Below are 23,096 nucleotides of genomic sequence, written 5' to 3'. Positions count from 1 at the left end.
AGGGACATGACTTCCGCACGTGTCATGCGGTATATATCCAAATATAAAACTCACGCACCGATTTTTACACCGGACCCCTTTTATTCAAATTAACCGCAACCGGAATCATGGCAAAAAACAATAATGATAAAAAACAAAGCGCGTCATGACGGATAACCCGTCATGACGCGCCCATGTCTCCTGCCCCTCTATCGGGGACAATATCAATAAATCATTTCTTTGATTTAGCTTTCTTTATTTTCTTCGCCTTAACCGGCTTGTCCTGCTTCTTCTCATCATCTGCAGACGCCTTGGCCTCAGGATTGTCTATGCCGACAAGCTCTACAGTGAACACAAGGGCACTGTAAGGCTTTATCAACTGACCGGCCTGACGCTCACCGTAAGCAAGGTTATACGGTATGAAAAGCTGCCACTTACTGCCGACAGGCATCATCGTGAGAGCCTCTGTCCAACCCTTGATAACCTGATCGGGACGGAATGTCGCAGGATCGCTTCCATGCTTCGATGAAGCATCAAACACCGTTCCGTCGATAAGCTTGCCTTCATAGTTGACAAGCACCTTATCCGTCATTGACGGAACCGGTCCGTCGCCCTTTACAAGAACCTTATACTGCAAGCCGCTCGGAAGCACAACCACACTGTCCTTCGCCGCATTCCCGGCAAGGAACTTCTCACCGGCATCACGGTTGGGACCATAAAGCTTCTCCTCCTTTATCTTACGGTTGGCCGTACGCCTTGACATAAAGTCGGCTTCGGCCTCACTTACCTTATAAAGAGTCGTATCATTCACAATGGCGTCATAGAATCCTCTGAACACCAATGTGTCGACAAGCGAGTCGGGAGTGTCTGTAAACTCCTTCTTCATATTAGTGAGCATCTGCTTTGAAAGCTGGGCGGCAATCTGCATACCGACAAATCTTGCATTAAGACGGGCATCGTTTCCTGCCTTTATCTGCTCTCTGAATCCCTGCAGGAAATCTGCCATACAGGTGGAATCCACACCCTGTGACTTAAGATAAGGAGTAAGACCGTTGGTGAAAGCCATTCCACCGGCATAGCTCAGAGAATCGGAAGAGGTCTTAAGAACAACCTTTTCAACTGCCGGCCGGGCATTTGCCTTAGCTTTTTTCCTGTTCTTCACTGCAGCATCGGCTCCTGTAAAAGCCATACTCGCCAACACTGCAGCGGCAATAAATAATATCTTTCTCATTTCAGTATTGAAATACCTCCGGTTTCAATTATTTATCATCTACGGAAATAAGCTCTATCTTGAATATCAATACAGAGAAAGGCTTGATGTCGGCACCCTGCTCACGCTCACCGTATGCAAGTTCCTGAGGAATGTAAACCTCCCATACTGAACCTGCAGGCATGTGAACCAAAGCTTCTGTCCAACCCTTGATAACCTGATTGGCACGGAAACTAACCGGGTTCTTACGTGTATAAGAACTGTCGAACACCTTGCCCTCAAGAGTACGGCCTTCGTAATGTACCTTCACCATAGAGGTATCGGCAGGGATTACACCGGAACCTTCCTTTATGACTTTATACTGAACACCGCCGGGGAGTGTCTTTACGCCATCTTTCTTTGCGTTTTCCGCAAGGAAAGCCTCACCCTTCTTCTTGTTGGCACCATAAATCTTCTCCATGCTTCTTGCCTTTATCTGGCGCATCTTCTCCTGTGCCACCTCGTTGGCCTGACTTACGGTCATCGCACCGTTCTTGCCTGTCGTGCCACTGATGAAACCTGCCATGAAGTTCTTCATTGAGATGCTTTGTGTAGAGTCGTTGCCGAACACTTCGTGATTGATGCCCTTTATCATCTGGGTTGATATCTGCTGGCCAATCTGTATACCTGCATAATAAGCAGCCTTTTTCTTGTTTTCACCGGCATTCACACCCTCGTTAAGGCCCTTGATGAACTCACCCATATAGGCTGTGTCCACGCCCACACGCTCAGACAAATATTCTTTCAAACCCTGTGTCTGCGCCATACCGATGGCATAGCTCATTGAATCCACATCACTCTTAAGGGATGCCTTAGGAGATGAGTTGCCGCATGATGCAACGAAACCTGCGGCTACAATAGCCATTGAGGCTACTACTGTAAACTTCTTCATCTTTGTTTTTTTATATTATTGTTATTTTAATACTTTTACTACTTCCTATTCATTCTATGACGGCCTACATCACCTTGATAAGCTCAACATCAAACAACAATGTTGAATACGGAGGTATCGACTGACCGGCACCGGCCTCACCGTAACCAAGCATATAAGGAATGAAGAAACGATACTTCGCACCCTCTTTCATAAGCTGAAGACCTTCCGTCCAGCCGGCAATGACCTGCTGAAGACCGAATACGGCCGGCTCACCGCGCTGAACACTGCTGTCGAACATTGTTCCGTCGATAAGGAAGCCCTCATAATGACACTTAACACTGTCTGTGGCCTTTGGCTGCTTACCGTCGCCTTCTTTCAACACAACATACTGAAGGCCACTCGGCAACACCACGACACCATCCTTGGAGGCATTCTCCTTCAGATATTTCTCACCGGCCTCCTTTGCCGTCTTGCCCTGTTCTGCACGCTGAGCCTGCAGCTTCTCTTCCTGTTTCGCGAAATATTCCTGTACGATAGTCTGCGCGTCACGGTTAGACACTTTAAGTTCATTACCGGATATGACGTCCTTGATTGCCGCAGCAAAATCATCGATGTTCAAGTCACTTGCACCCATCTGTGCCAATTGGCGTCCGATGCCTAATCCCAAAGCGTAGCTAAGTTTATCCATTTTCTTCAATATAATAAAATTGTCTGTTACTTATTAAAAACGTGCAAAGTTACTTATTTTATATGACTTACACCTTTTTATTTCGTGAAAAATCACTATTTTTGTGCATTGTTAATGATTTGATATGAAAAAAATTGTGATACTTACAGGAGCCGGAATGTCCGCTGAAAGCGGGCTCAGCACTTTCCGGGACGCCGGGGGACTATGGGACAAATATCCCGTACGGCAGGTTGCAAGCCACGAAGGATGGATTGCCAACCCGAAACTGGTGACAGAATTTTACAATATAAGACGCAAAGAACTGGTCGGTGTCAAACCCAACAAGGGGCACATACTTGTGGCTGAGCTTGAAAAGGAATATGACGTGACCGTCGTCACGCAAAATGTAGACAACCTGCATGAACGGGCCGGATCGTCAAAAGTGATTCACCTGCACGGGGAGCTGATGAAAGTCTGCTCAAGCAACGACCCCGACAATCCGAAGATGCAAAGAACCCTTACGGCAGAAAACTGCATAGTGGAACCGGGAACAAAGGCCGAAGACGGCTCATTGCTACGCCCGTTCATCGTTTTCTTCGGAGAAAGCGTACCGATGATTGAACCAGCAATGGAAAGATGTATGGAAGCGGACATCTTCATAATAATAGGGACATCACTGAATGTATACCCCGCGGCAGGACTGATAAGATATGTCAGACCGGAAGTGCCGGTATACCTTATAGACCCTAATCCCGTAGAGACAACAAGAAGAAACAGAATCACCTATATACAGAAAGGCGCGTCAGAGGGAATGAAAGAACTGACTGAGATATTGAAAAAATAAAACAAGTCCGGCAAGCGAATCATACTTTGCTTGCCGGACTTGTTCATTTAAGAGACACCGATAGATCAGGACTCCACATCACCGGTTTTATTAATATTGCTCCAAACCGGCATCAGCATACTTCCCAAGTATCGTTGGTTTCGAGAAGCTCCATGAAATTATGGTAAGGTTTCATGGCCTTTACCTCTTCTATCTGATTATGAACAGCCTCATTGTAAGTAGGAGCCTCAACATCACGTATCACTCCTAAAGCCACAGGAAATCCGTGTTCATTGTCCATCATGGCAAGTTTAAGCTGAAGGGTATTATCCTCACAATGAGCATCGTGTACGAGAATATCTTTCTCTGTGACACCGTTCTCACCGATTTTGACTACCTTCAGTCCGAATCCCTCCTGCACAAGGCCGTATTCATTATTCTCTCCAAATATCAGAGGCTGCCCGTGACGGACGTAAATAGCATTCTTGCGTCGTCCGTCCTTATTATAAACCGGATCATAACAGCCGTTATTGAAGATGACACAATTCTGAAGTATCTCACACACAGATGCGCCCTTATGCTTATATGCTGCCTTAAGAATCTCCACCGTCTCCGGTGCATCGGTAGCTACCGAGCGTGCAAAAAAACGTCCTCTGGCACCAAAGCAAAGCTCTGCCGGACGGAACGGATCCTCTACGGTCCCGTATGGACTCGACTTGCTGACAAAGCCACGCGGGCTTGTCGGTGAGTACTGTCCCTTGGTCAGTCCGTATATACGGTTGTTGAGAAGTATCATATTTATATCAATATTACGACGCATGGCATGGATAAAATGGTTACCGCCTATGGCAAGACCGTCACCGTCACCGCTAATCTGCCATACGGCAAGTGCGGGATTAGCCACTTTAACGCCTGTTGCTATTGCCGCAGCACGACCATGCACTGTCTGCATGGCGTAAGTATTGACATAATACGGCAGACGGCTTGAGCAACCTATACCGGATATTACCGCTGTCTGATGTGGAGCGACACCACACTCCGCCATTGCCTTATGAAGAGAGGCGAGAAAAAAATGATCACCGCAACCGGGACACCATCGTGGAAGTCCCTTCTTATAATCTTGTGCTGTATATTCCATTGTTGTATTGTCTTTATTATTAAAAAACTGAATCATCAGGCCATGTCGGCAAGCATGTCTTCAAAAGCTTCCACAAGCTCTGATACCACAAACGGCTGCCCTTTGACTTCATTGTACTGATAGGGCACAAAACCATCTACATTGGCACGGAGATAGGAGGCGAACTGACCAAGATTTTGTTCAGCGACAACAACCTTGCCATACTTCTTCAACACTTCGGAAGTGTTCTTGGGCAGCGGATTGATATATTTAAACTGAGCCAAGGCTACCTTATGACCTTTACTGCGAAGCTCCTCCATTGCAGAATACAAATGACCGTAGGTGCTTCCGAAACCGACAATAAGAAGTTCGGCATCATCCCTGTCGCCTACAACGTCAACATCAGGAACGGCAATCTTCGCAACTTTCTCTGCACGCAGATGGCACATCACGTTGTGATTATCCGGATCGGTAGATATTGCCCCGGTATTACTGTCTTTCTCAAGACCTCCAAGTATATGTGTGTATCCTTCCTGACCAGGTATTGCCCAATAACGCGCCATTGTCTCCGGATCACGCTCATACGGTGTGTATTTTCCTTTCTGTTCCGGCCTTACATAATGAGGAGCTATACTGTCAAGTTCTTCCATAACAGGAAGTTTCCATGCAGCGGAGCCATTTGCAATAAAGGCATCGGTAAGAAGTATAACCGGAGTAAGATGTTCAAGAGCCATCTTCGCGGCATTATATGCCGCATCAAAACAGTCGGTAGGACTCAATGCCGCAATGACCGGCATGGGACTTTCGCCATTGCGCCCGTAAAGAGCCTGCAACAAATCCGTCTGCTCACTCTTTGTAGGCAGACCTGTAGACGGACCTCCTCGCTGGACATCTATTATAACCAGAGGCAACTCATCAATAACGGCAAGATTCATAGCCTCTGACTTAAGGCATATTCCCGGACCGGAAGTTGATGTGGCAGCCAAGGCACCGGCAAAGGATGCCCCTATGGCACTGGCACAACCGGAAATCTCATCTTCACACTGAACGGTTATCACCCCGCATGACTTATGTTTGCTTAACTCATGCAGGATATCTGTGGCAGGCGTGATAGGATAAGAGCCGAGGAAGAGTTGAAGACCGGCCTTCTCCGCCGCCGCTATCAGACCGTATGCCGTTGCCTTATTTCCGGTAATATCCATATAACGGCCTTTTTCCTTGTGCTTAGACTCAATACGATAAGTCGCCGGCACACTGGCATGAACATTATGGCCATAGTTATATCCTGCCTCAACAACCTTTATATTGTTCTCGGCAATCTGCGGTTTCTTTGCAAACTTGTCATGAAGGAAATTGGCAACCAGCGTAAGGTCGCGGTTAAAAAGCCAGCATACAAGACCAAGGGCAAACATGTTACGGCACTTAAGCACGCTCTTGTTATCCATACCGCTATCGGCAAGACAGTCTTTTACCATGCTTGTTATGGGACATGCCACAACACGGTCGGCATCAATCCCCATCTCACCAAGATAATCATCCGTGGCAAACTGAGCCTTCTCGAGATCTTTCGCTCCGAAACTGTCGGTGTCTATAATAATCGTTGCCTGAGACTTCGCATACCTATACTGGGTCTTCAATGCTGCGGCATTCATTGCCACAAGCACATCACACTTGTCTCCAGGGGTAAAAACCCTGCCAGCACCGATATGCACCTGAAAGCCTGATACGCCTGTCAGCGAGCCTTGCGGAGCACGGATGTCTGCAGGATAGTCCGGAAATGTGGAAATACCGTTACCAACAGTTGCCGATACCGTAGAGAAAATGTTTCCGGCCAACTGCATACCATCACCGGAATCACCTGAAAAGCGGACAACAACTTGGTCCAGCTCCTTTACTTCCAATTTTTCTGCCATAGCAAAATTGTATTATGTATACTTAAAAATTAAGATCAGTTTTGATTGCAAATTTCGCAAACTTTAACGACATGGCAAAATATTTCACCAATTAAATTACATGAGCGGTAATATGCCGCTTTCCGACACGGCAAAGGCATAACCGGCATAGCCGGCTACTGTCTCATAAATTCATACAATTGAATACCGCGCATACGTAAATCGCGGCACAACCGGAAACGATATCCCTGCCTTTCAAAATCAGGGAAACACTTCTCCGCATCGGCACTGCTTATAAGCAGGAATCCTGCGGAAGGCTTGCAAAGATAGAAGTTCTGAACCCTGTTATGAAGATAAAAGTTTATCTCAAAAAAGTGCATCGGATTGCCCTTCGCCTTCACTCCCATGTCGATATATTCGTAAATCACTCCCCTTGAAGCCGGAAAGTCCCTGTCCAGCTCTGCAGAAACAGTCTTCAACGACTTGCAGTTGAGAACTGTGGGGATATAAACGCTGTCAAGAGCAAGATACAATGAAAACACCATTACAAATACCGCAGGTATAAGCCTATGACTATCTGCAAACCTCTTACGGATTAACCACCATGCCATTCCGGCAACGAAAGGAACGGAAACCAGAACAAACCGTATGGGTGAGGATATATTTTCAAGAGCATGAAGCATGGCAACATTGACATCCGAATGACGTCCTCCGCCAAACACACTTTCAGGAATCACCCGCATCTTCACTATAATGAAAACAAAAGACAACAGGATTGCCAATGACGAAAGGATTCCTACATACACCCTCAAGACCGAAGGCCTATTGGCAGTGAGCCAAAGCATAAGCCGCGCCACAAAATACCCGATAAAGGGATATACCGGCATAAGGTATACGGAACGCTTGCTCTCGGGAATACAATAGAATACAAAGATAACACCAAAGCTCAGGAAAGAAAACAAATCCACATCATCAGCCGCAGATACCTTTTGCCTTAACTTTTCCCAACAATATGCCATTTTTTCCTTAAAAGGATTGTTCCAGGACGCAATAACTCTGTCTTTCAGCTTCCTGTAAGGGACATAGAACAGACTTATCACAGCAAGCAATGTCCATGGAACATAGCCGGCAATGACTGTAAGAATATTATAAACCCACGGTTCTTCATGCGAACTGTATGTCATTGTACCTGTCATACGGCCGATATTCTCCTCGTACATCAAATCAAGAAACTCCTGTCCGCCACGCTTCCATGCCACATAAAACCATATTCCATACATGCAAAGTGACAACAGGCCGAAAACAAAGAGCCGGAAGAATACCTTGAAAAAGCCATTTCCTCTCAACAGGAGATATACACCGGTGACAAGACACGGAAGAACGGAACCGACCGGCCCCTTTGTCAATGTCCCGAGAGACATGAACAATATTGCCAGCCACGGCACACCGGACATCTTATTCTCACTCCAGACATATAATCTGTATAACGACAGCACAATCATGGCTGTAAGGACCATATCCACACGACAGTTGGCCCCGGCTCTGTGCAGTTCAAAACTCGTGAAGGCGACCAATGCCGATATCAATGCCGTCTCTCTGCCTTTGCGCCTTGCATAAAAACAATATCCCGCCAACGTCATTATAATAAGAGCCAAGGCTGAAGGCATTCTTGACGAAGCCTCGGTCACTGCACCGTTCATTAAAGACACTGCGGCAACACACCAATGGAAGAACGGAGGTTTATACGCCAACTCTCCGCCATTATTTCTCGGAGACACCCAATCATTGCCGGCAATCATGGAATATGAAACTACAGCCTCACGCGGCTCGCCCTTTGTATGAAACTCGGAAAGCCCAAGCATAGGCAACAGGGTAATAACGCATATAATGAAAAGTATCCAAAATACTTTGTTATCGCAAAACACTTTCATCTGCTATATCTATATAATGCTACTGTTTTAAAGTACCAACGCAATGACATCAATTCGTTATAAAACGGCTTTTCTTTTCCTTGTACCGGCCAAGCAGAAAAGCCACCCTCCTCTTTAATCTGCTCTCTTTTTTTCTTTTACAATATTCAGGACGCTCAAGAAGCTCACACTGAGAATCGTCAAGTGAGTCTACTTTTGACATGCACTCCTGCACACAGTCATCCATTTCCTTCATTTCAGGCCGAGTGCTCCATATATCATGAAGAATCTCGCCATATCTCTCAAGTATATTTCCCTTGTCAAGCAACTTTCTTTGCGGGAAGAAAGCAAAATGAGCCACTATTGTATCACAATACAAGCAATTTGACATTCCCAGTTCCGTCGGCTTTATACTTGAAAGGAATTCCTCGTCATCACCGCTCACAACACCACCGAACCGCTTCATCTGACTTCCAAACCATACTATAGAATTTATAGAGAAACGTGTAAGACCCATAGGACGCACACCGCAATGCAACTCCTCATATTTCCCGGTTTTAAGATAATTCCCGATAAACCACTCATGAAGCTCCAAAGCGAACTTATCGCTCTTCCAGAATATCTTACTGAACGGATCTGCACGCTGATATCTCCGTGTATTTAACTTATTAAGACACTGCAGCACATAAGTGGACTTCTGGTTGTTGATCACAAGAGGGGATACAAGAAAATATTGAGGATTATCTATACGGAACCTTACTATCGATTCAAAGAAATTCGGCTCTATCCACACAATGTCATCGTCAAGCTTTATATATACGGTATCGTCATCCATGCAGAACTTATAGAAAGCGTTTATAGAGTTATTGCCGTCTATGATTCCGTCCGGCTGCCATACAAGATTTATCTTATCATACTTTTTTGCCAGCATTCTGAAGAACTCTATATCACGGATATTCATCGTATTTACCCATATATCATATCTGTCCACTATGTCTGACGATATTATCTGGGGTATCAGATACTGCATATACCTTCTGCGCCCGGCAGCGGTATTGCAAACAACTTTATAATTTCCGTACATCTTATTACTGTTTTTATTATAATTAACTATAATTCTCTCATCACCGCAGCAACGGCGTCTTTCAGGAAGCCTCCTTCATTAAGCTTTTCACTCACAATCCTGACATTGGCCTTTATTGTCTCCATTTCCTTCGCTGTGATGTCTCTTAGCCTGTTCTCTATCTCATCAAGCCTGTCTATACAGAAACCGAGCCCCTGCTTCTCTATGATATCCGCAAGAGCCGCCTCACGCCATATTATCACAGGCAGACCGGCACGAAGATAGAATGAAACCTTATGAGGGGAATTATAACGCAGATACTCTCCGAAATTTCCTGTGCAACAGTCCAAGGAGTCACCGTCCCATACAAGCCCCCAACCGTTGTTGACCTTACTTATAAAGTCATCGGCAGGACAAAAGTCATGAAATATTATATTCTCGCTGTCATTAAGCTGCGGAAGCCCTTTCCTGTTTCCATAAATATGTATCTTGCACCCGAAGGATATTTTATCGGCATCAAGAAGAAAGGCATTCTTGCGCATCCCCAGCGCACCGGCATAAATAAGCCTGTTGTCATCCTCCGTACATCCGGTGTTATCAGGAACAGGCGAAGGACTGTGATAATCGAAAAGCCCCAATGGCCGCACCGTATTATGCAAACCGTTGCTTTGAAGCCATTTACGCATCACCGTATTGGAAGCAATAACATAATCGGCATTGGAAAGACGACCAATCTCCTTGCCGACAGTAAGCTTCCTGCGACGAAACGACCCCAGGTCATGAATCACCGTCATCGTCCTTGCATGTCTGAAACGTGCGACCATACATAAGAAAGAGAAATATTTCTTTACCGGATACTGCAAAAGCACCAGGTCGTCATTCCTGACAGAAAAGACGAATTTTATTATTCCTGCCAAATCAATGAAAAAGGTCAAGACCTTATTCCGGTAAAATGTCCTTCTTAATCCAAGATTTACGGCCCCCATCCCGACAAGGGTATCTTCATTATCTGTTTTTGCCTTGTTTCCTGCAGAAGACACTCCCCTGTAGTTTCTTGTTATATAACACAGTCTCACCATGACATCATTATTTAAATTGCTGAATCCAGTTCCATTCCTCACCCGACACCGATTATTCAAAACAAGCCTTGAAACAGCCCGTCTTCATTATCTGGCATGCCTCTTCTCCTCATATTTCTCAAAAGACCGTTTCCATCTGTTATGACTCCAAAGATAGAACTCGGGCTGACGCCTTATGCTATCCTCAAGCATAGCAAAGAATCTTTTGGTTATTTCCCATTCTCCGCAGTCCTGGGGCTTATCTGTTATCAACTTGAATGTACATATATATTTTCCCCTTTCGGGACGTTGCATATCGACATAGAAGACCGCGTCATTCATTTTCTTCATTATACGTTCCGCCCCGGTAAACACCGGCGTGTCCTGATTCAGAAAAGGCAGCCACAGGTGGATGTTCTCATACTTCGGTGTCTGATCCGAAATATATCCGAACAAAGAGTTCCTCCCTTCGGTCCTATATCTGAGAAGATAACGCAGAATATCTTTCTTTGGCACACAAACACCACCCTTACTCTGGCGGATATCTCGCATAAGCCTGTCGAAAGCCTCATTTCTCAACGGATGATAAATAAGTCCTACAACAGCATCCTTACTTTCCGTAAACGCCACTCCTGCAGCCGACAGCCATTCCCAATTACAATAGTGCCCGAGTATGCCCGCACCGTTCTGACCGCGTCTGAAATACTCTTCCACCTGATCTAAGTTCCGGAATTCAATATGGTCAAGCAGTTTCTTGTCACTTATTGTCATAAGCTTTAAAGTCTCTACCATATAATCGCAGAAGAAGTGATAGAACCCCCGCCCTATACCTTTTATCTCATCCGGATTCTTTTCCGGAAACGATGCGTTAAGATTCTTATAAACAATCTTACGCCTGTATCCGATTATATAATACACTATGATATATATGAAGTCAGACAAGGCATAAAGAACCCTGAACGGCAACATTGACAACAATCTTGCCGACACATATATAATATGATATAACAGCTTCTTCATCATTTCCTGTTCTTTAAGTCTGCCGACGTGACCTGCAGGATGGCCTTTCCGATATCAAGCAGGCGTCGGGAATCCTTACCCTGCTCGGAAAGGAGACCATTCATATCAAAGTCATAAACGACATACCCGGTGGAATCCATCACCATCATCCCGTTGTCAAAGGTATTGACGGCAAATGGATATCTGTAATTTCCGCTCACCACATCGCGGCTGAACGTAAACTCATCATGACTGATATTCATCTGTCCAAGCAATGTGGCCGGCAGATCCGTCTGATTCGAAAGACATGTCACCTCATGCGGCCTCCTCACCGCCCCACCCGTCCATATCATCGGTATATGGTTTCTCAGCGGCTTTGAATTATCCAGACCGTCATAGTATATTCCATGGTCGGGCAATAATACCACGAGAAGCTCATCCCATTGCGGTGTCTTACGCAACCTGTCCATGAAACTGCCTATACACATATCAAGATAATAAAAAGAATTGAGCACCTTGTCTTCAAACTTATTCACGGGGACCTCCCATGGCTCATGGCTTGTCAGTGTCAGATAACCTATAAGGAATCTTCCTTCTCCATGACCTGTAATCATGTCATAAAGGGTTCCAAACGTTATGTCATCCCTTACCCCCCATTTTCCTGAACCACGCTGCTCCTCGGAATAGTCGTCCATACTCACGAGATTATCAAATCCCGTACCTATGAGATAACCGCGCATATTCGTAAAATTAATGTCTCCTCCATATAGGAAGCTCGTTGAGTAGCCGTTTTTCTTCAGACTCGAAGCTATGGAAGGCATGGTTCCGCTCTTGTCCGGCATCTTCATCACAGATGCCTGCGGGAATGACGGGTAACCGCTAAGTGCACACACGACGCCACGGTCCGTACGCCAGGAGTTTCCGTAACAATTTGTGAAATACACGCCCTCACGGGCTATTCTGTTAAGATTCGGCATCACGTCATCACGTCCGCCAATCTCAGTAAACTCCCCTCCGCAGCCTTCAAGAAGTATCACTACCACATTGGGCCGCGCGGTATTTAAAAGAGTATCGATATCCATGCTTTCCGTCGGGAACATGCCGGACAGCATCCTTTCGCATTCCTCATAATCAAAATACTCATACCTGTCATAATCCTTTGCGGAATGTCCGAAGGATGAAAGAAAATTGAACAGCGGATTCACTGCGGAATGATTCAGGAACTGATTATCCGAGTAATACACCTGCCCGACATTTGTTGTCGACACCTCCAGGCCTCCCCTTATTCCCACCACAAGAGGGAAGACCGCCACAACAAACAGCAGCGTATTCAGTATCTTCATCCGTAGGGAAAGCCGTGATATATTCCGTGGAATACATGCGGAATACACCTTATATATTATATATCCCGCAGCAATGACAAACAGGACTCTTGCCGCCAGATACCACCATGAAACACTTGAAGTGATTCCTGCAGGTGTTTCCAGATAGGGTATCACACTGCCGTTAAGTTTGAATCCCCAAAACTCATACAGACATGTGTCGCTAACAAAAACTATTGCCAGTAACGATGCCACCACGGCATAATATACATTAAGAATCTTGCGCAACAGCCGCCACCTGTCCGTCCATAACGAAATGACTGATATAAGAAACGGAACAATAAGAATATATATTGCCGTGGACAAATCCAGACTCAGCCCATGACGCACCACATCCGCAAAATCACAAAGACCGGCTCCGCCCGACTTCATATTGTAAATGACAAAACATCCTTTGGCAATTATAAATATAACTACCGTTGTAAGATAAGTCGCTGTAAGATACAATAATCTCTGCTTCATTATATTGAGACTTTTATATTGGACATGCGAATCTACTTTGAAGCCGTATTCTGCATGTCGTTGAGCTTCTTGTAATACCCGTCCATGGCTATAAGCTCATCATGAGTGCCACGCTCCACAATCTTTCCGTCATGTATGACACATATCTCATCCGCACTCTTTATTGTAGACAGCCTGTGGGCGATAGCCACTGTCGTTCGTGTCTTCATCAGATGCTGCAGGGCATCCTGAACCAGACGCTCGCTTTCTGTATCCAATGCGGATGTAGCCTCGTCAAGTATCAGTATCGGAGGGTTTTTCAGTATTGCACGTGCTATGCTGACACGCTGGCGCTGACCTCCCGACAACCGTCCGCCACGATCGCCCACAAAGGTATCGAACTTATGCTCCGTAGCCATGATAAAGTCATAGGCATTGGCTATGCGTGCGGCATCCTCCACCTGTTTCCGAGTGGCGTTGTCCACCCCAAAGGATATATTGTTGAAGAATGTGTCGTTGAAAAGTATTGCCTCCTGATTCACATTGCCAATGAGCTGACGCAGGTCATGAATACCCAAGTCTTTCACATTTATGCCGTCTATGAGCACCTCGCCCTCCTGCACGTCATAATAACGCGGTATCAAGTCTACAAGCGTGGACTTTCCGCCTCCGCTTTGTCCCACAAGCGCCACGGTCTTTCCTTTACGGATAGTGAGATTGATATCACGCAATACCCATTCCTTGTCATACTTGAATGACACATTACGGAATTCTATCTGATGGTTGAAACCGTCTATATGCTCCGGAACATCCTTCTCCCTTATCGTCATCTCTGCTTTCAGAATCTTGTCAATGCGTTCCATGGAAGCAAGCCCCTTTGGAATATTATAACCAGCCTTTGAAAACTCTTTCAGCGGATTTATTATACTGTAGAGTATTACCATGTAATATATGAAAGTCGGTCCCGACAATGTCATGTTGTTGAGCACAAGCCACCCTCCGAACCACAATACGATTACGATCATGAGCGTGCCGAGAAACTCGCTCATAGGATGTGCAAGCTGCTGGCGCGTATTCACCTTCATAAGGTTGGCACGGTATTCGCTGTTAACCTTATCAAAGCGCATGTTCATCTTGTCCTCCGCACAGAATGCCTTGATGATACGCAATCCTCCGAGGGTTTCCTCCACCTGGCTCATCGTGTCGCTCCATAAAGTCTGGGCCTTTATAGACTGCTGTTTCAGCTTTCTTCCCACTCCTCCCATGAGCCATCCCATCAACGGAACTATCGCAAGAGTGAACAGTGTGAGTTTCCAGCTGATGAAAAGCATGGTGCCGAAGTATGCTATTATGAGTATCGGGTTTTTAAACAGCATGTCAAGCGACGACATTATCGAGTTCTCCACTTCCCCGACATCACCGCTCATACGCGCTATGATATCTCCCTTGCGCTCCTCTGAGAAGAACCCCAGTGGCAGCGATGTTATTTTCCGGTACAGCTGGTTACGCATATCCCTGACTATTCCCGTACGTATGGGGATTATCGATGCCGAGGAAAGAAAATAGCAGCCTGTCTTTATAAAGGTCGTGAACACCAGGAACAGGCCTATCACAAGCAGGGTGGTAGCCTCTCCCATCTCGCCGATAAGCATATTCACATAGTAATTCATGTTGTTTGACAACACCTCTTTCATGTCACCGCCACCCCACTCCATCAATGACGTCGCGGCAACAGAGTCATTCGTCTTGAACAATATCTGAAGTATAGGGATAAGAGCCGCAAACGAGAATATGTTAAGCATTGCCGACAATATGTTAAACACTATCGACCACACCAGATTTTTCTTGTATGGCGGAACGAAACGGAGCATTATCTTTATGAACTCTTTCATATCTCTGATTTATTGAACATGATTATTCGCTGCCCATAAGTGTGGCGCTTGTGCTTCCCGTTATCTTCAGCATCACTTTGTCGCCTATATGATGGCAGCCTTTATCGAATACCACAACCTTGTTCTGTCCGGTTCTTCCGAACAGTTGTTCACGCGAACGTTTGCTGTAGCCTTCGACAAGCACCTCGAATGTCTGTCCCTCGTCACGCTTGTTTGCCTCGGCGGAAAGACGGGTCTGCAACTGTATCATTTCGTTAAGACGGCGTATCTTTATTTCTTTGGGAACATCATCGGGAAGATTTTTCGAAGCATACGTTCCGGGGCGCTCACTGTATTTAAACATAAACGCAGAATCATAGCCAACCTCACGCATCAGGTCAAGAGACATCCGATGGTCTTCTTCCGTCTCGCTGTGATAACCCACGAAGACATCCGTTGACAGTCCGCATCCGGGTATTATCCTTCTTATGGCGTCCACACGGTCCAGATACCACTCACGCGTGTATTTGCGGTTCATCAGTTTCAATATCCTGTTGCTGCCGCTCTGTACCGGCAGATGGATATGTTTGCATACATTGGGTTCCTCTGCTATCACGTGCAAGGTCTCGTCGCTCATATCCTTAGGATGGGATGTGGTGAAACGTATACGCATCTCAGGAACAGCCCTGGCCACAAGACGTAAAAGCTCCGGAAAACCGGTCCTGACACCGTCGTTGTCAAACAAATAGCTGTTTACGTTCTGTCCGAGGAGCGTCACCTCCCTGAATCCCTTGTCCCTCAGGTCTGTCACCTCTCTCAATATACTGTCCACATCACGGCTGCGCTCACGTCCGCGGGTATAAGGCACAATACAATAATGGCAGAAATTATTGCATCCGCGCATTATACTTACAAAGCCTCCCACACGCGCTCCACAGATACGTTGTGGCACAATGTCGCGATATGTCTCCGTTGTAGAAAGTTCTATGTTTATCGCCTTGTTGCCTTGTTCGGCTTGCGCTATGAGGTCAGGCAAAGAAAGATATGCGTCGGGACCGGCAACAAGGTCGGCATGATGATTGGTCATGAGGTCGTCCTTCACCCGTTCGGCCATACATCCCAGGACTCCAAGTATTACCCTGCGGCCTTTTTTACGTCCGGCATTCAGGGTTTCGAGACGGTTATATATCTTCTGCTCGGCATTGTCACGCACGGAACATGTGTTGAGAAACACAGCGTCTGCCTCAGTGATGTCGTCACATACGTCATACCCGGCCATTTTCATAACAGCGGCAACGACTTCCGAATCCGCCACATTCATCTGACAACCATACGTCTCAATAAAAAGTTTCTTCATTTATAGTCAATATATATTTAGATACAAAAAGATAAAACAAGCCACACGCAATCAGGCTTGTCTGAAATTGCAGAGGTGAATCTTTAATTTATGCAAAGGTAGTCTAAAATAACAAGTTCTCAAAATAAATATTCACAAAACAACTGTTAAAAGACAGTCCAAACTGTAATTAAGTTACATAAGGTTTGAATAAAACCATTTAAATTTGCATCCGAAATGAAAGGCAAGCAGGAAACGCTTGTGAATATCCGGAAACCGTATGGAACGGAAAAGACCTTATTCAAACAAAAAACATTAAAATCCAGTCATCGATGAAAGAAAACAAAAAACCGGTCCGGCATGAAATAATCACCGGCATGACCTTCGGCGGCGAACGCCCGTTATTCGAAACCCACAATACCGTTCTCGATAATGTAACAATCACGGCCGGCGAGTCTGCCATAAAGGAATGCAGCGACATCACCGCACGTAACTGCCGCTTCGAGGGCAACTATCCTTTCTGGCACGTACACCGGTTCACCATAGACAACTGCTTCTTTGCCGTTGCCGCCCGCTCCGCATTATGGTATTCCGACCATCTTGAAATGACAAACACCATAATAGACGCCCCGAAGATGTTTCGCGAGATGAGCCAGATTCGCATCTCGGATGTAGAGATAAACGATGCCGACGAGACTTTCTGGAAATGCGACAACATCAAAGCCTCAAACCTGAGGCTGCACAGCGGCACCTATCCTTTCATGCTATGCCGTAATGTATATATAGACGGCTTCGAGAGCGACAGCAAATATGTTTTCCAGTACGCGGAGAATGTGGAGATACACAATGCCAGAATCACCACCAAGGATGCCTTTTGGGAAGTGCGCAACGTGACCGTATACGACTCCGAGCTTAACGGAGAGTTTCTCGGATGGCATTCCAGGAACCTCCGCCTCGTAAACTGTCATATCACCGGCGAGCAACCTCTCTGCTATGCCCACGACCTTGTGTTGGAAAACTGCACGTTCGGAGCCGACTGCGACCGCGCATTCGAGTACTCCTCCGTAGAAGCCGACATAAGAGGAGCGATAACAAATATAAAAAATCCTGCTCACGGCCATATCACCGCCGATAAAATCGGTTCTGTCACAATTGACGAGAACATCAAGGGGCCTGCCGACTGTATAATAAAAGCAAGAGAAGACAATGTGGAATTTTGACGAACTCACAACGCGACGGGGAAGCCACTGCTATAAATGGGACGAGCCGGAAGGGGAAGACATAATACCCATGTGGGTCGCCGACATGGACTTCAAAGCCGCACCGGCCATCACAGAGGCGTTACACAAAAGGATTGAACACGGCATTTTCGGATACACGCTTGTGCCCGAGGAATACTACGATGCGGTCATCTCATGGTTTGCCCGCAGGCATGGCTGGCACATCTCACGTGAATGGATTATCTATACCTCAGGAGTGGTGCCGGCAATATCTGCCGTAATAAAGGCACTTACGGTGCCCGGTGACAACGTGATAGTGCAGCCCCCTGTCTACAACTGCTTCTTCTCGTCAATAAGAAACAACAAGTGCGGCATCGTGGAAAACAATCTGCTCATAGATTCATCCGGCAGATATACAATGGACTATGACGATCTTGAATCCAAGGCTTCAGACCCCCGTACAAAACTGATGCTTCTATGCAATCCGCACAATCCGGCCGGACGTGTATGGACGAGAGACGAGCTCTCACGGCTCAATGACATCTGCATGCGTCACGGAGTGACCGTCATATCCGATGAAATACATTGCGAACTGGTGATGCCGGGATTTAAATATACCCCGTTCGCATCCATATCAGACGAATGCCGCGACAATTCCATTATATGCACGTCACCGTCAAAGGCATTCAACACCGCAGGGCTGCAGATTGCGAACATTATCTGCAACAACAATGAGTCAAGAAACAGAATCGACCGCGCAATAAACGATAATGAGGTGTGCGACGTAAACCCGTTCGGAGTGGAAGCGCTCATGGCCGCATACAACGACAGCGAAGACTGGCTTGACAGCCTCGTAAGATATCTGCATGGAAACTACAATGCTTTATTGGAGTTCTTCAGCGAAAAAATGCCTGATATAAGAATAACGCCTCTCGAAGGCACTTATCTCGTATGGGCAGACTGCCGCAGGATTCTTGCCAAAAGCGGGCTCACGTCCGACGGCCTCACCCGACTGCTGACAGAAAAAGGACGCGTCATGCCAAACAGCGGGGCAATGTACGGCAAAGCCGGTGAAGGATTCATAAGAATCAACATAGCATGCCCGAGAAGCAGGATGACAGAAGGTCTTGAGAGGATAAAAGATGTGACGGGCAACATATAGGCGGACACAAGCCACGGCAACAACACGGTCCGTTTGCATAACAAATCACCCCAAAAGACATTTGACGTATCGAAAGAATACTACAAGTCAAAAACATCCGACAAATGTTAAAAGTGTATGTAGCCTAAATACACTGTGTATATTGGCTGAATACACTGTGTATGTAGCCTAAATACACTTCAAGAACAACATATCCTGTTCGTTAATCGCGAATGCTATGACTGTGTATGAGCCTAAATACACTTCACGAACAACACAACCGCTTCCGGCATACCTGCAAAATTATTCACCTTTCCCTACAGTCTGCAAAAACCGGACTGCCACACCACGGCCTCTCATGCCATAGCAGAATCAAAAAAACATGTTTTTATTTTGCCATGACGTGGCTTTTATGTAATTTTGTAAGCGTTAAAAAAACAGATTCATTCTAAATCTAACCGAAAAAGATATGGCTTATAAAAGACTCAGTGCTGCAGAGGCCGCAGCATTAATAAAAAACGGTGAGAACATTGCCCTAAGCGGATTCACACCGTCCGGGGCCGCAAAGGCCGTTACAAAGGAACTCGCTAAAATAGCGGAGGCAGAACACCAGGCAGGAAAAGAGTTCCAAGTGGGAATATTCACAGGAGCATCCACCGGGCAGAGCACAGACGGCGACCTTGCAAACGCCCACGCCATAAAATACCGTGCGCCATATACCACCAACTCTGACTTCCGCAAACACGTAAACTGCGGGGAGATAGCCTACAACGACATACACCTGAGCCAGATGGCACAAGAGCTGAGATACGGATTCCTCGGTGAGGTGGACTGGGCCATACTCGAAGTGTGCGACATAGAAGAGGGGGAAACGACATGCAAGGCTTACCTCACATCTGCAGGTGGCATCAGTCCTACTGCCGCACGGCTGGCAAAGCATGTGATATTGGAGCACAACACTTTCCACAGCCCCGACGCCAAATATCTCCACGACGTATACGAACTGCAGGATCCCCCATACCGTCAGGCCATACCGTTGACAAAGGTTGACGACCGCATAGGAACACCATACGTGGAAATAGATGCAAAAAAGATTGTCGGTGTGGTGGAGTGCCATATTCCCGATGAGGCACGCGCCTTCAAAGACCTCGACCCCGTTACTACACAGATAGGAACAAACGTTGCGGAATTCCTGCTGGCAGACATGAAACGAGGCATAATACCACCTACATTCCTTCCACTGCAAAGCGGTGTAGGCTCTACGGCAAATGCCATACTTGCCGCACTGAGCCAAGATAAGAACGTGCCGGATTTCAACATCTACACCGAGGTGCTTCAGGATGCGGTTGTAGACATGATGCTCGAGGAGAGGGTGAAACTGGCATCGGCATGCTCGCTCACTGTGACAAACGAAAGCCTGAAGAAAGTATACGACAACATTGATTACTTCAAGAAACATCTTACACTGCGCCAGAGCGAGATATCAAACTCACCTGAGATCATACGCCGGCTTGGAGTGATTGCCATCAACACCGCACTCGAATGCGACATCTACGGCAATGCAAACTCCACACACATCAGCGGAACGAAGATGATGAACGGTATCGGAGGCTCCGGAGACTTTGAGCGAAACGCATACATAAGCATATTCACATGTCCGTCGGTAGCAAAGAACGGACTCATCAGCTCAATCGTTCCTATGGTGAGCCATTTCGACCACACAGAACACGATGTAAACGTGATTGTCACGGAACAGGGTGTGGCAGACCTGCGCGGCAAGTCTCCCATACAGCGTGCACAGTGCATCATCGAGAATTGCGCACACCCCGACTACAAGAACCTGCTGTGGGATTATCTGAAGATATCCAAGAACGGACATACAAAGCAATGTCTGCCTGCAGCATTCGCTTTCCATGACACGCTCGCACGCAAGGGCGACATGCACCTTACGGATTACAGGGAGTATGTGAAGGAATAGGAAGTGAGGCTTGCTGATAATGACGCAAGAACATACTTTAATAATATGATATCATGGGGAGTATTTGGAGTTTGACCGATACTCCCCTTTTTATCACCTCAAGAATTACGGTCTGATGAAGGGGTTGGAATTATCAATAATTCAGTCCGAAAGCCCAAAGCGGCAACACATGATTATAGGCATACTCTATGTCGTCCTTCACCACATAGCCATTTTCCACACCGGCTATCTGCTTCTGTCCTTTTTTCTTGCCTCCAATTTCAAACGTTATGCCTTTTATCTCGAAATCGGATATTTTAGACACAATAACATCGTTGTTCACACGCATCTGGTTATAAAAGAACGTCTCACGGATATTCCCTATATTGGTATTGCCGCTGCCAAGAATATAAGCAATGTTAGTATTGTCAAGATAAACTTTCTCTATCTTTCCAAGCCCCCTTATGCCTCCGGTGCTATCCTTAACCTGCGCTATCATGCCTGCCCTCTCTATATAATAAAGATAATCGGTGAGATTATTCCTGCTCACTCCTATTATCTCTGCCAATTTACTGGCATTTGGCTTGAAAGGCACACTTTCGGCAACAACCATCAACAACTGCTTTAGTTTCCTGCCTGTAGACACATTCATATCCGCATAAACAGGTATATCCGTTTCCATTGTCTGATTTATCACCTGCTGCAATATCATTTCAAAAGACATCTCCATACCGAACGGATAATATCCTCGCTTCAGATAATCAGCAAATAAAGGCAAAGGATGGTCTACTCCCGCAATCACGGCCTTACCGCACAATATCTGTTCCAACGAGAAAACAGGTGTCTTTATTCCATGAAACAAATGCAAATACTCACGGAATGACAAGCCTTGCATCTCATATATGGGCGCCCGACGGCTAAGATCCGCCACACCTTTATATATATCCAATACGGAAGAGCCGGTGAATCCTATATTCAAATCAGGCATGGTGTCGTATATCAGTTTCAACTCTTGAGACCAATTCTTATACTTATGCACTTCATCAATAAACAGGTGGCGACCATTGCGCTTGACAAAATCCTCCGCCAATCCTATTAATGTATTATTGGTAAAATACATATTATCCGCTGAAACATATAATGTATCTTCAAGAGACAGACGCTCTTTGATGTGCTGCAATATCATAGTTGTCTTACCCACACCACGCGGCCCTACAATGCCAAACATCCTGTTACGCGCATTTATGTCGTCATATCTATATCTCTTGAAGTCTGAAGAGATATGATTCAACAACACTCTCATTACATTATACAACTGTTCCATAACACTGCCTGATTATTATTATCCACTTGCAAATATAATAAAAATGCACTCTAATAGTGCATTTTTCGCAATATTTTGCACTATCGAAGTGCAAAATACCGGTTTGAAAGCACATTAAATATATAATATTACAGAAAAATCCCGATATCTCAAACAAATAAGATACAAAATTATCATGTTCTGAAAAATATCGCATATTTTTGTAGTAAAATATCAGTGTCCTGCGTCTAAATGACAAAAGCAAGAATAAAAAGCATGGCTACAATATGAAAACAAGAAAACAAGATTCACCTGCCACATACGGTGAACATGAATTTACGGTGCTTGTGGAAAAACATAAAGGCACGATATATACCGTATGCTATATGTTTTCAAAAAACAATGACGAAATAAACGACCTGTTCCAGGAGGTGCTCATCAACATCTGGAACGGACTTAACAGGTTTGAAGGGAAAAGCGACATACGGACATGGATATACCGCATAGCACTCAACACCTGCATATCCATAGAAAGGAAAAACAAACGCAGGAAAACCATTCCGCTCGATATGGACATCAACCTCTACGAGGATACAGATTCCGACACACGCCAGGTGAAAATGCTGTATGACAGAATAAACAGACTGAAACCTTTCGACCGGGCTATAATACTCCTATGGCTTGAGAATATACCATACGACGAAATCGGAGACATAGTAGGAATATCCGCGAAAAACGTATCGGTAAAACTGTCAAGGATAAGAGACGAACTGAAAAACAACAAATAAAACCGCAAACCTCTGCATATTCGAAA

At 45.7% G+C, this 23,096-nt stretch carries 18 protein-coding genes; 5 read left to right on the top strand and 13 right to left on the bottom strand.

The window, feature by feature from the left end; translation table 11 throughout:
* Positions 1-211: 211 nt before the first annotated feature.
* The 3 genes from bamJ (HPS56_RS01015) to bamJ (HPS56_RS01005) all read right to left on the bottom strand — a co-directional run bounded on the left by bamJ (HPS56_RS01015) (position 212) and on the right by bamJ (HPS56_RS01005) (position 2,790).
* Positions 212-1,210, bottom strand: a complete 999-nt coding sequence (gene bamJ, locus HPS56_RS01015; RefSeq protein ID WP_172272504.1) for a BamJ family beta-barrel-assembly machinery protein — start codon at positions 1,208-1,210, stop codon at positions 212-214.
* Between the two features lie 28 nt (positions 1,211-1,238).
* Positions 1,239-2,120, bottom strand: a complete 882-nt coding sequence (gene bamJ / locus HPS56_RS01010) for a BamJ family beta-barrel-assembly machinery protein (RefSeq protein WP_172272501.1) — start codon at positions 2,118-2,120, stop codon at positions 1,239-1,241.
* A 64-nt stretch (positions 2,121-2,184) separates the two neighbouring features.
* Complete coding sequence (bamJ, locus tag HPS56_RS01005) at positions 2,185-2,790, bottom strand: BamJ family beta-barrel-assembly machinery protein (RefSeq protein WP_172272498.1); 606 nt, start codon at positions 2,788-2,790, stop codon at positions 2,185-2,187.
* 124 nt (positions 2,791-2,914) lie between these two features.
* On the opposite strand from bamJ (HPS56_RS01005), the gene HPS56_RS01000 reads away from it, so the two are divergent.
* Complete coding sequence (locus HPS56_RS01000; protein WP_172272496.1) at positions 2,915-3,613, top strand: SIR2 family NAD-dependent protein deacylase; 699 nt, start codon at positions 2,915-2,917, stop codon at positions 3,611-3,613.
* Positions 3,614-3,725: 112 nt separating this feature from the next.
* On the opposite strand, the gene HPS56_RS00995 is transcribed toward HPS56_RS01000, so the two are convergent.
* From HPS56_RS00995 to miaB, 9 genes are all read right to left on the bottom strand, one after another.
* The gene (locus HPS56_RS00995) at positions 3,726-4,730 is read right to left on the bottom strand and encodes a 2-oxoacid:ferredoxin oxidoreductase subunit beta (RefSeq protein WP_172272493.1); all 1,005 of its coding nucleotides are present in this window, start codon (positions 4,728-4,730) and stop codon (positions 3,726-3,728) included.
* Positions 4,731-4,765: 35 nt separating this feature from the next.
* Positions 4,766-6,622, bottom strand: coding sequence for a 2-oxoacid:acceptor oxidoreductase subunit alpha (locus HPS56_RS00990; protein WP_172272491.1), 1,857 nt, complete (start codon positions 6,620-6,622; stop codon positions 4,766-4,768).
* A gap of 155 nt (positions 6,623-6,777) precedes the next feature.
* On the bottom strand, positions 6,778-8,532 hold the full coding sequence (locus HPS56_RS00985) for an ArnT family glycosyltransferase (RefSeq protein ID WP_172272489.1): 1,755 nt from the start codon (positions 8,530-8,532) through the stop codon (positions 6,778-6,780).
* 49 nt (positions 8,533-8,581) lie between these two features.
* Positions 8,582-9,595 (bottom strand): hypothetical protein, encoded by a 1,014-nt coding sequence (locus HPS56_RS00980; protein ID WP_172272487.1) that lies wholly within the window; start codon positions 9,593-9,595, stop codon positions 8,582-8,584.
* A gap of 26 nt (positions 9,596-9,621) precedes the next feature.
* Positions 9,622-10,653 carry a glycosyltransferase gene (locus tag HPS56_RS00975; protein ID WP_172272485.1) on the bottom strand — a complete coding sequence of 344 codons (1,032 nt, stop codon included), beginning with the start codon at positions 10,651-10,653 and terminating at the stop codon, positions 9,622-9,624.
* Between the two features lie 87 nt (positions 10,654-10,740).
* Positions 10,741-11,655 (bottom strand): lysophospholipid acyltransferase family protein, encoded by a 915-nt coding sequence (locus HPS56_RS00970; protein WP_349665773.1) that lies wholly within the window; start codon positions 11,653-11,655, stop codon positions 10,741-10,743.
* Entirely contained in the window at positions 11,652-13,475 is a 1,824-nt protein-coding gene (locus tag HPS56_RS00965) for an LTA synthase family protein (RefSeq protein WP_172272483.1), read from the bottom strand. Before HPS56_RS00965 ends, HPS56_RS00970 begins: the two co-directional genes overlap by 4 nt.
* Before the next feature lie 32 nt (positions 13,476-13,507).
* The gene (locus HPS56_RS00960; RefSeq protein ID WP_172272481.1) at positions 13,508-15,346 is read right to left on the bottom strand and encodes an ABC transporter ATP-binding protein; all 1,839 of its coding nucleotides are present in this window, start codon (positions 15,344-15,346) and stop codon (positions 13,508-13,510) included.
* Between the two features lie 22 nt (positions 15,347-15,368).
* Complete coding sequence (miaB, locus tag HPS56_RS00955; RefSeq protein ID WP_172272479.1) at positions 15,369-16,682, bottom strand: tRNA (N6-isopentenyl adenosine(37)-C2)-methylthiotransferase MiaB; 1,314 nt, start codon at positions 16,680-16,682, stop codon at positions 15,369-15,371.
* 311 nt (positions 16,683-16,993) lie between these two features.
* On the opposite strand from miaB, the gene HPS56_RS00950 reads away from it, so the two are divergent.
* From HPS56_RS00950 to HPS56_RS00940, 3 genes are all read left to right on the top strand, one after another.
* The gene (locus tag HPS56_RS00950; protein WP_172272477.1) at positions 16,994-17,881 is read left to right on the top strand and encodes a DUF3737 family protein; all 888 of its coding nucleotides are present in this window, start codon (positions 16,994-16,996) and stop codon (positions 17,879-17,881) included.
* On the top strand, positions 17,868-19,043 hold the full coding sequence (locus tag HPS56_RS00945) for a MalY/PatB family protein (RefSeq protein ID WP_172272474.1): 1,176 nt from the start codon (positions 17,868-17,870) through the stop codon (positions 19,041-19,043). Before HPS56_RS00950 ends, HPS56_RS00945 begins: the two co-directional genes overlap by 14 nt.
* Before the next feature lie 448 nt (positions 19,044-19,491).
* Positions 19,492-21,000 (top strand): butyryl-CoA:acetate CoA transferase, encoded by a 1,509-nt coding sequence (locus tag HPS56_RS00940; protein WP_172272471.1) that lies wholly within the window; start codon positions 19,492-19,494, stop codon positions 20,998-21,000.
* Between the two features lie 133 nt (positions 21,001-21,133).
* Here the strand turns inward: HPS56_RS00940 and HPS56_RS00935 are convergent, their stop codons facing one another.
* Positions 21,134-22,303 carry an ATP-binding protein gene (locus HPS56_RS00935; protein WP_172272468.1) on the bottom strand — a complete coding sequence of 390 codons (1,170 nt, stop codon included), beginning with the start codon at positions 22,301-22,303 and terminating at the stop codon, positions 21,134-21,136.
* Between the two features lie 266 nt (positions 22,304-22,569).
* Between HPS56_RS00935 and HPS56_RS00930 the strand changes: the two genes are divergently transcribed.
* Complete coding sequence (locus tag HPS56_RS00930) at positions 22,570-23,070, top strand: RNA polymerase sigma factor (protein WP_172272465.1); 501 nt, start codon at positions 22,570-22,572, stop codon at positions 23,068-23,070.
* Positions 23,071-23,096: the final 26 nt, after the last annotated feature.

The sequence above is a fragment of the Xylanibacter muris genome (assembly GCF_013166605.1).
GTDB classification, from domain to species: domain Bacteria; phylum Bacteroidota; class Bacteroidia; order Bacteroidales; family Bacteroidaceae; genus Prevotella; species Prevotella muris.
The sequence above is the reverse complement of the archived record's forward strand: the minus strand, read 5'-3'. Positions and strand labels throughout refer to the sequence as shown.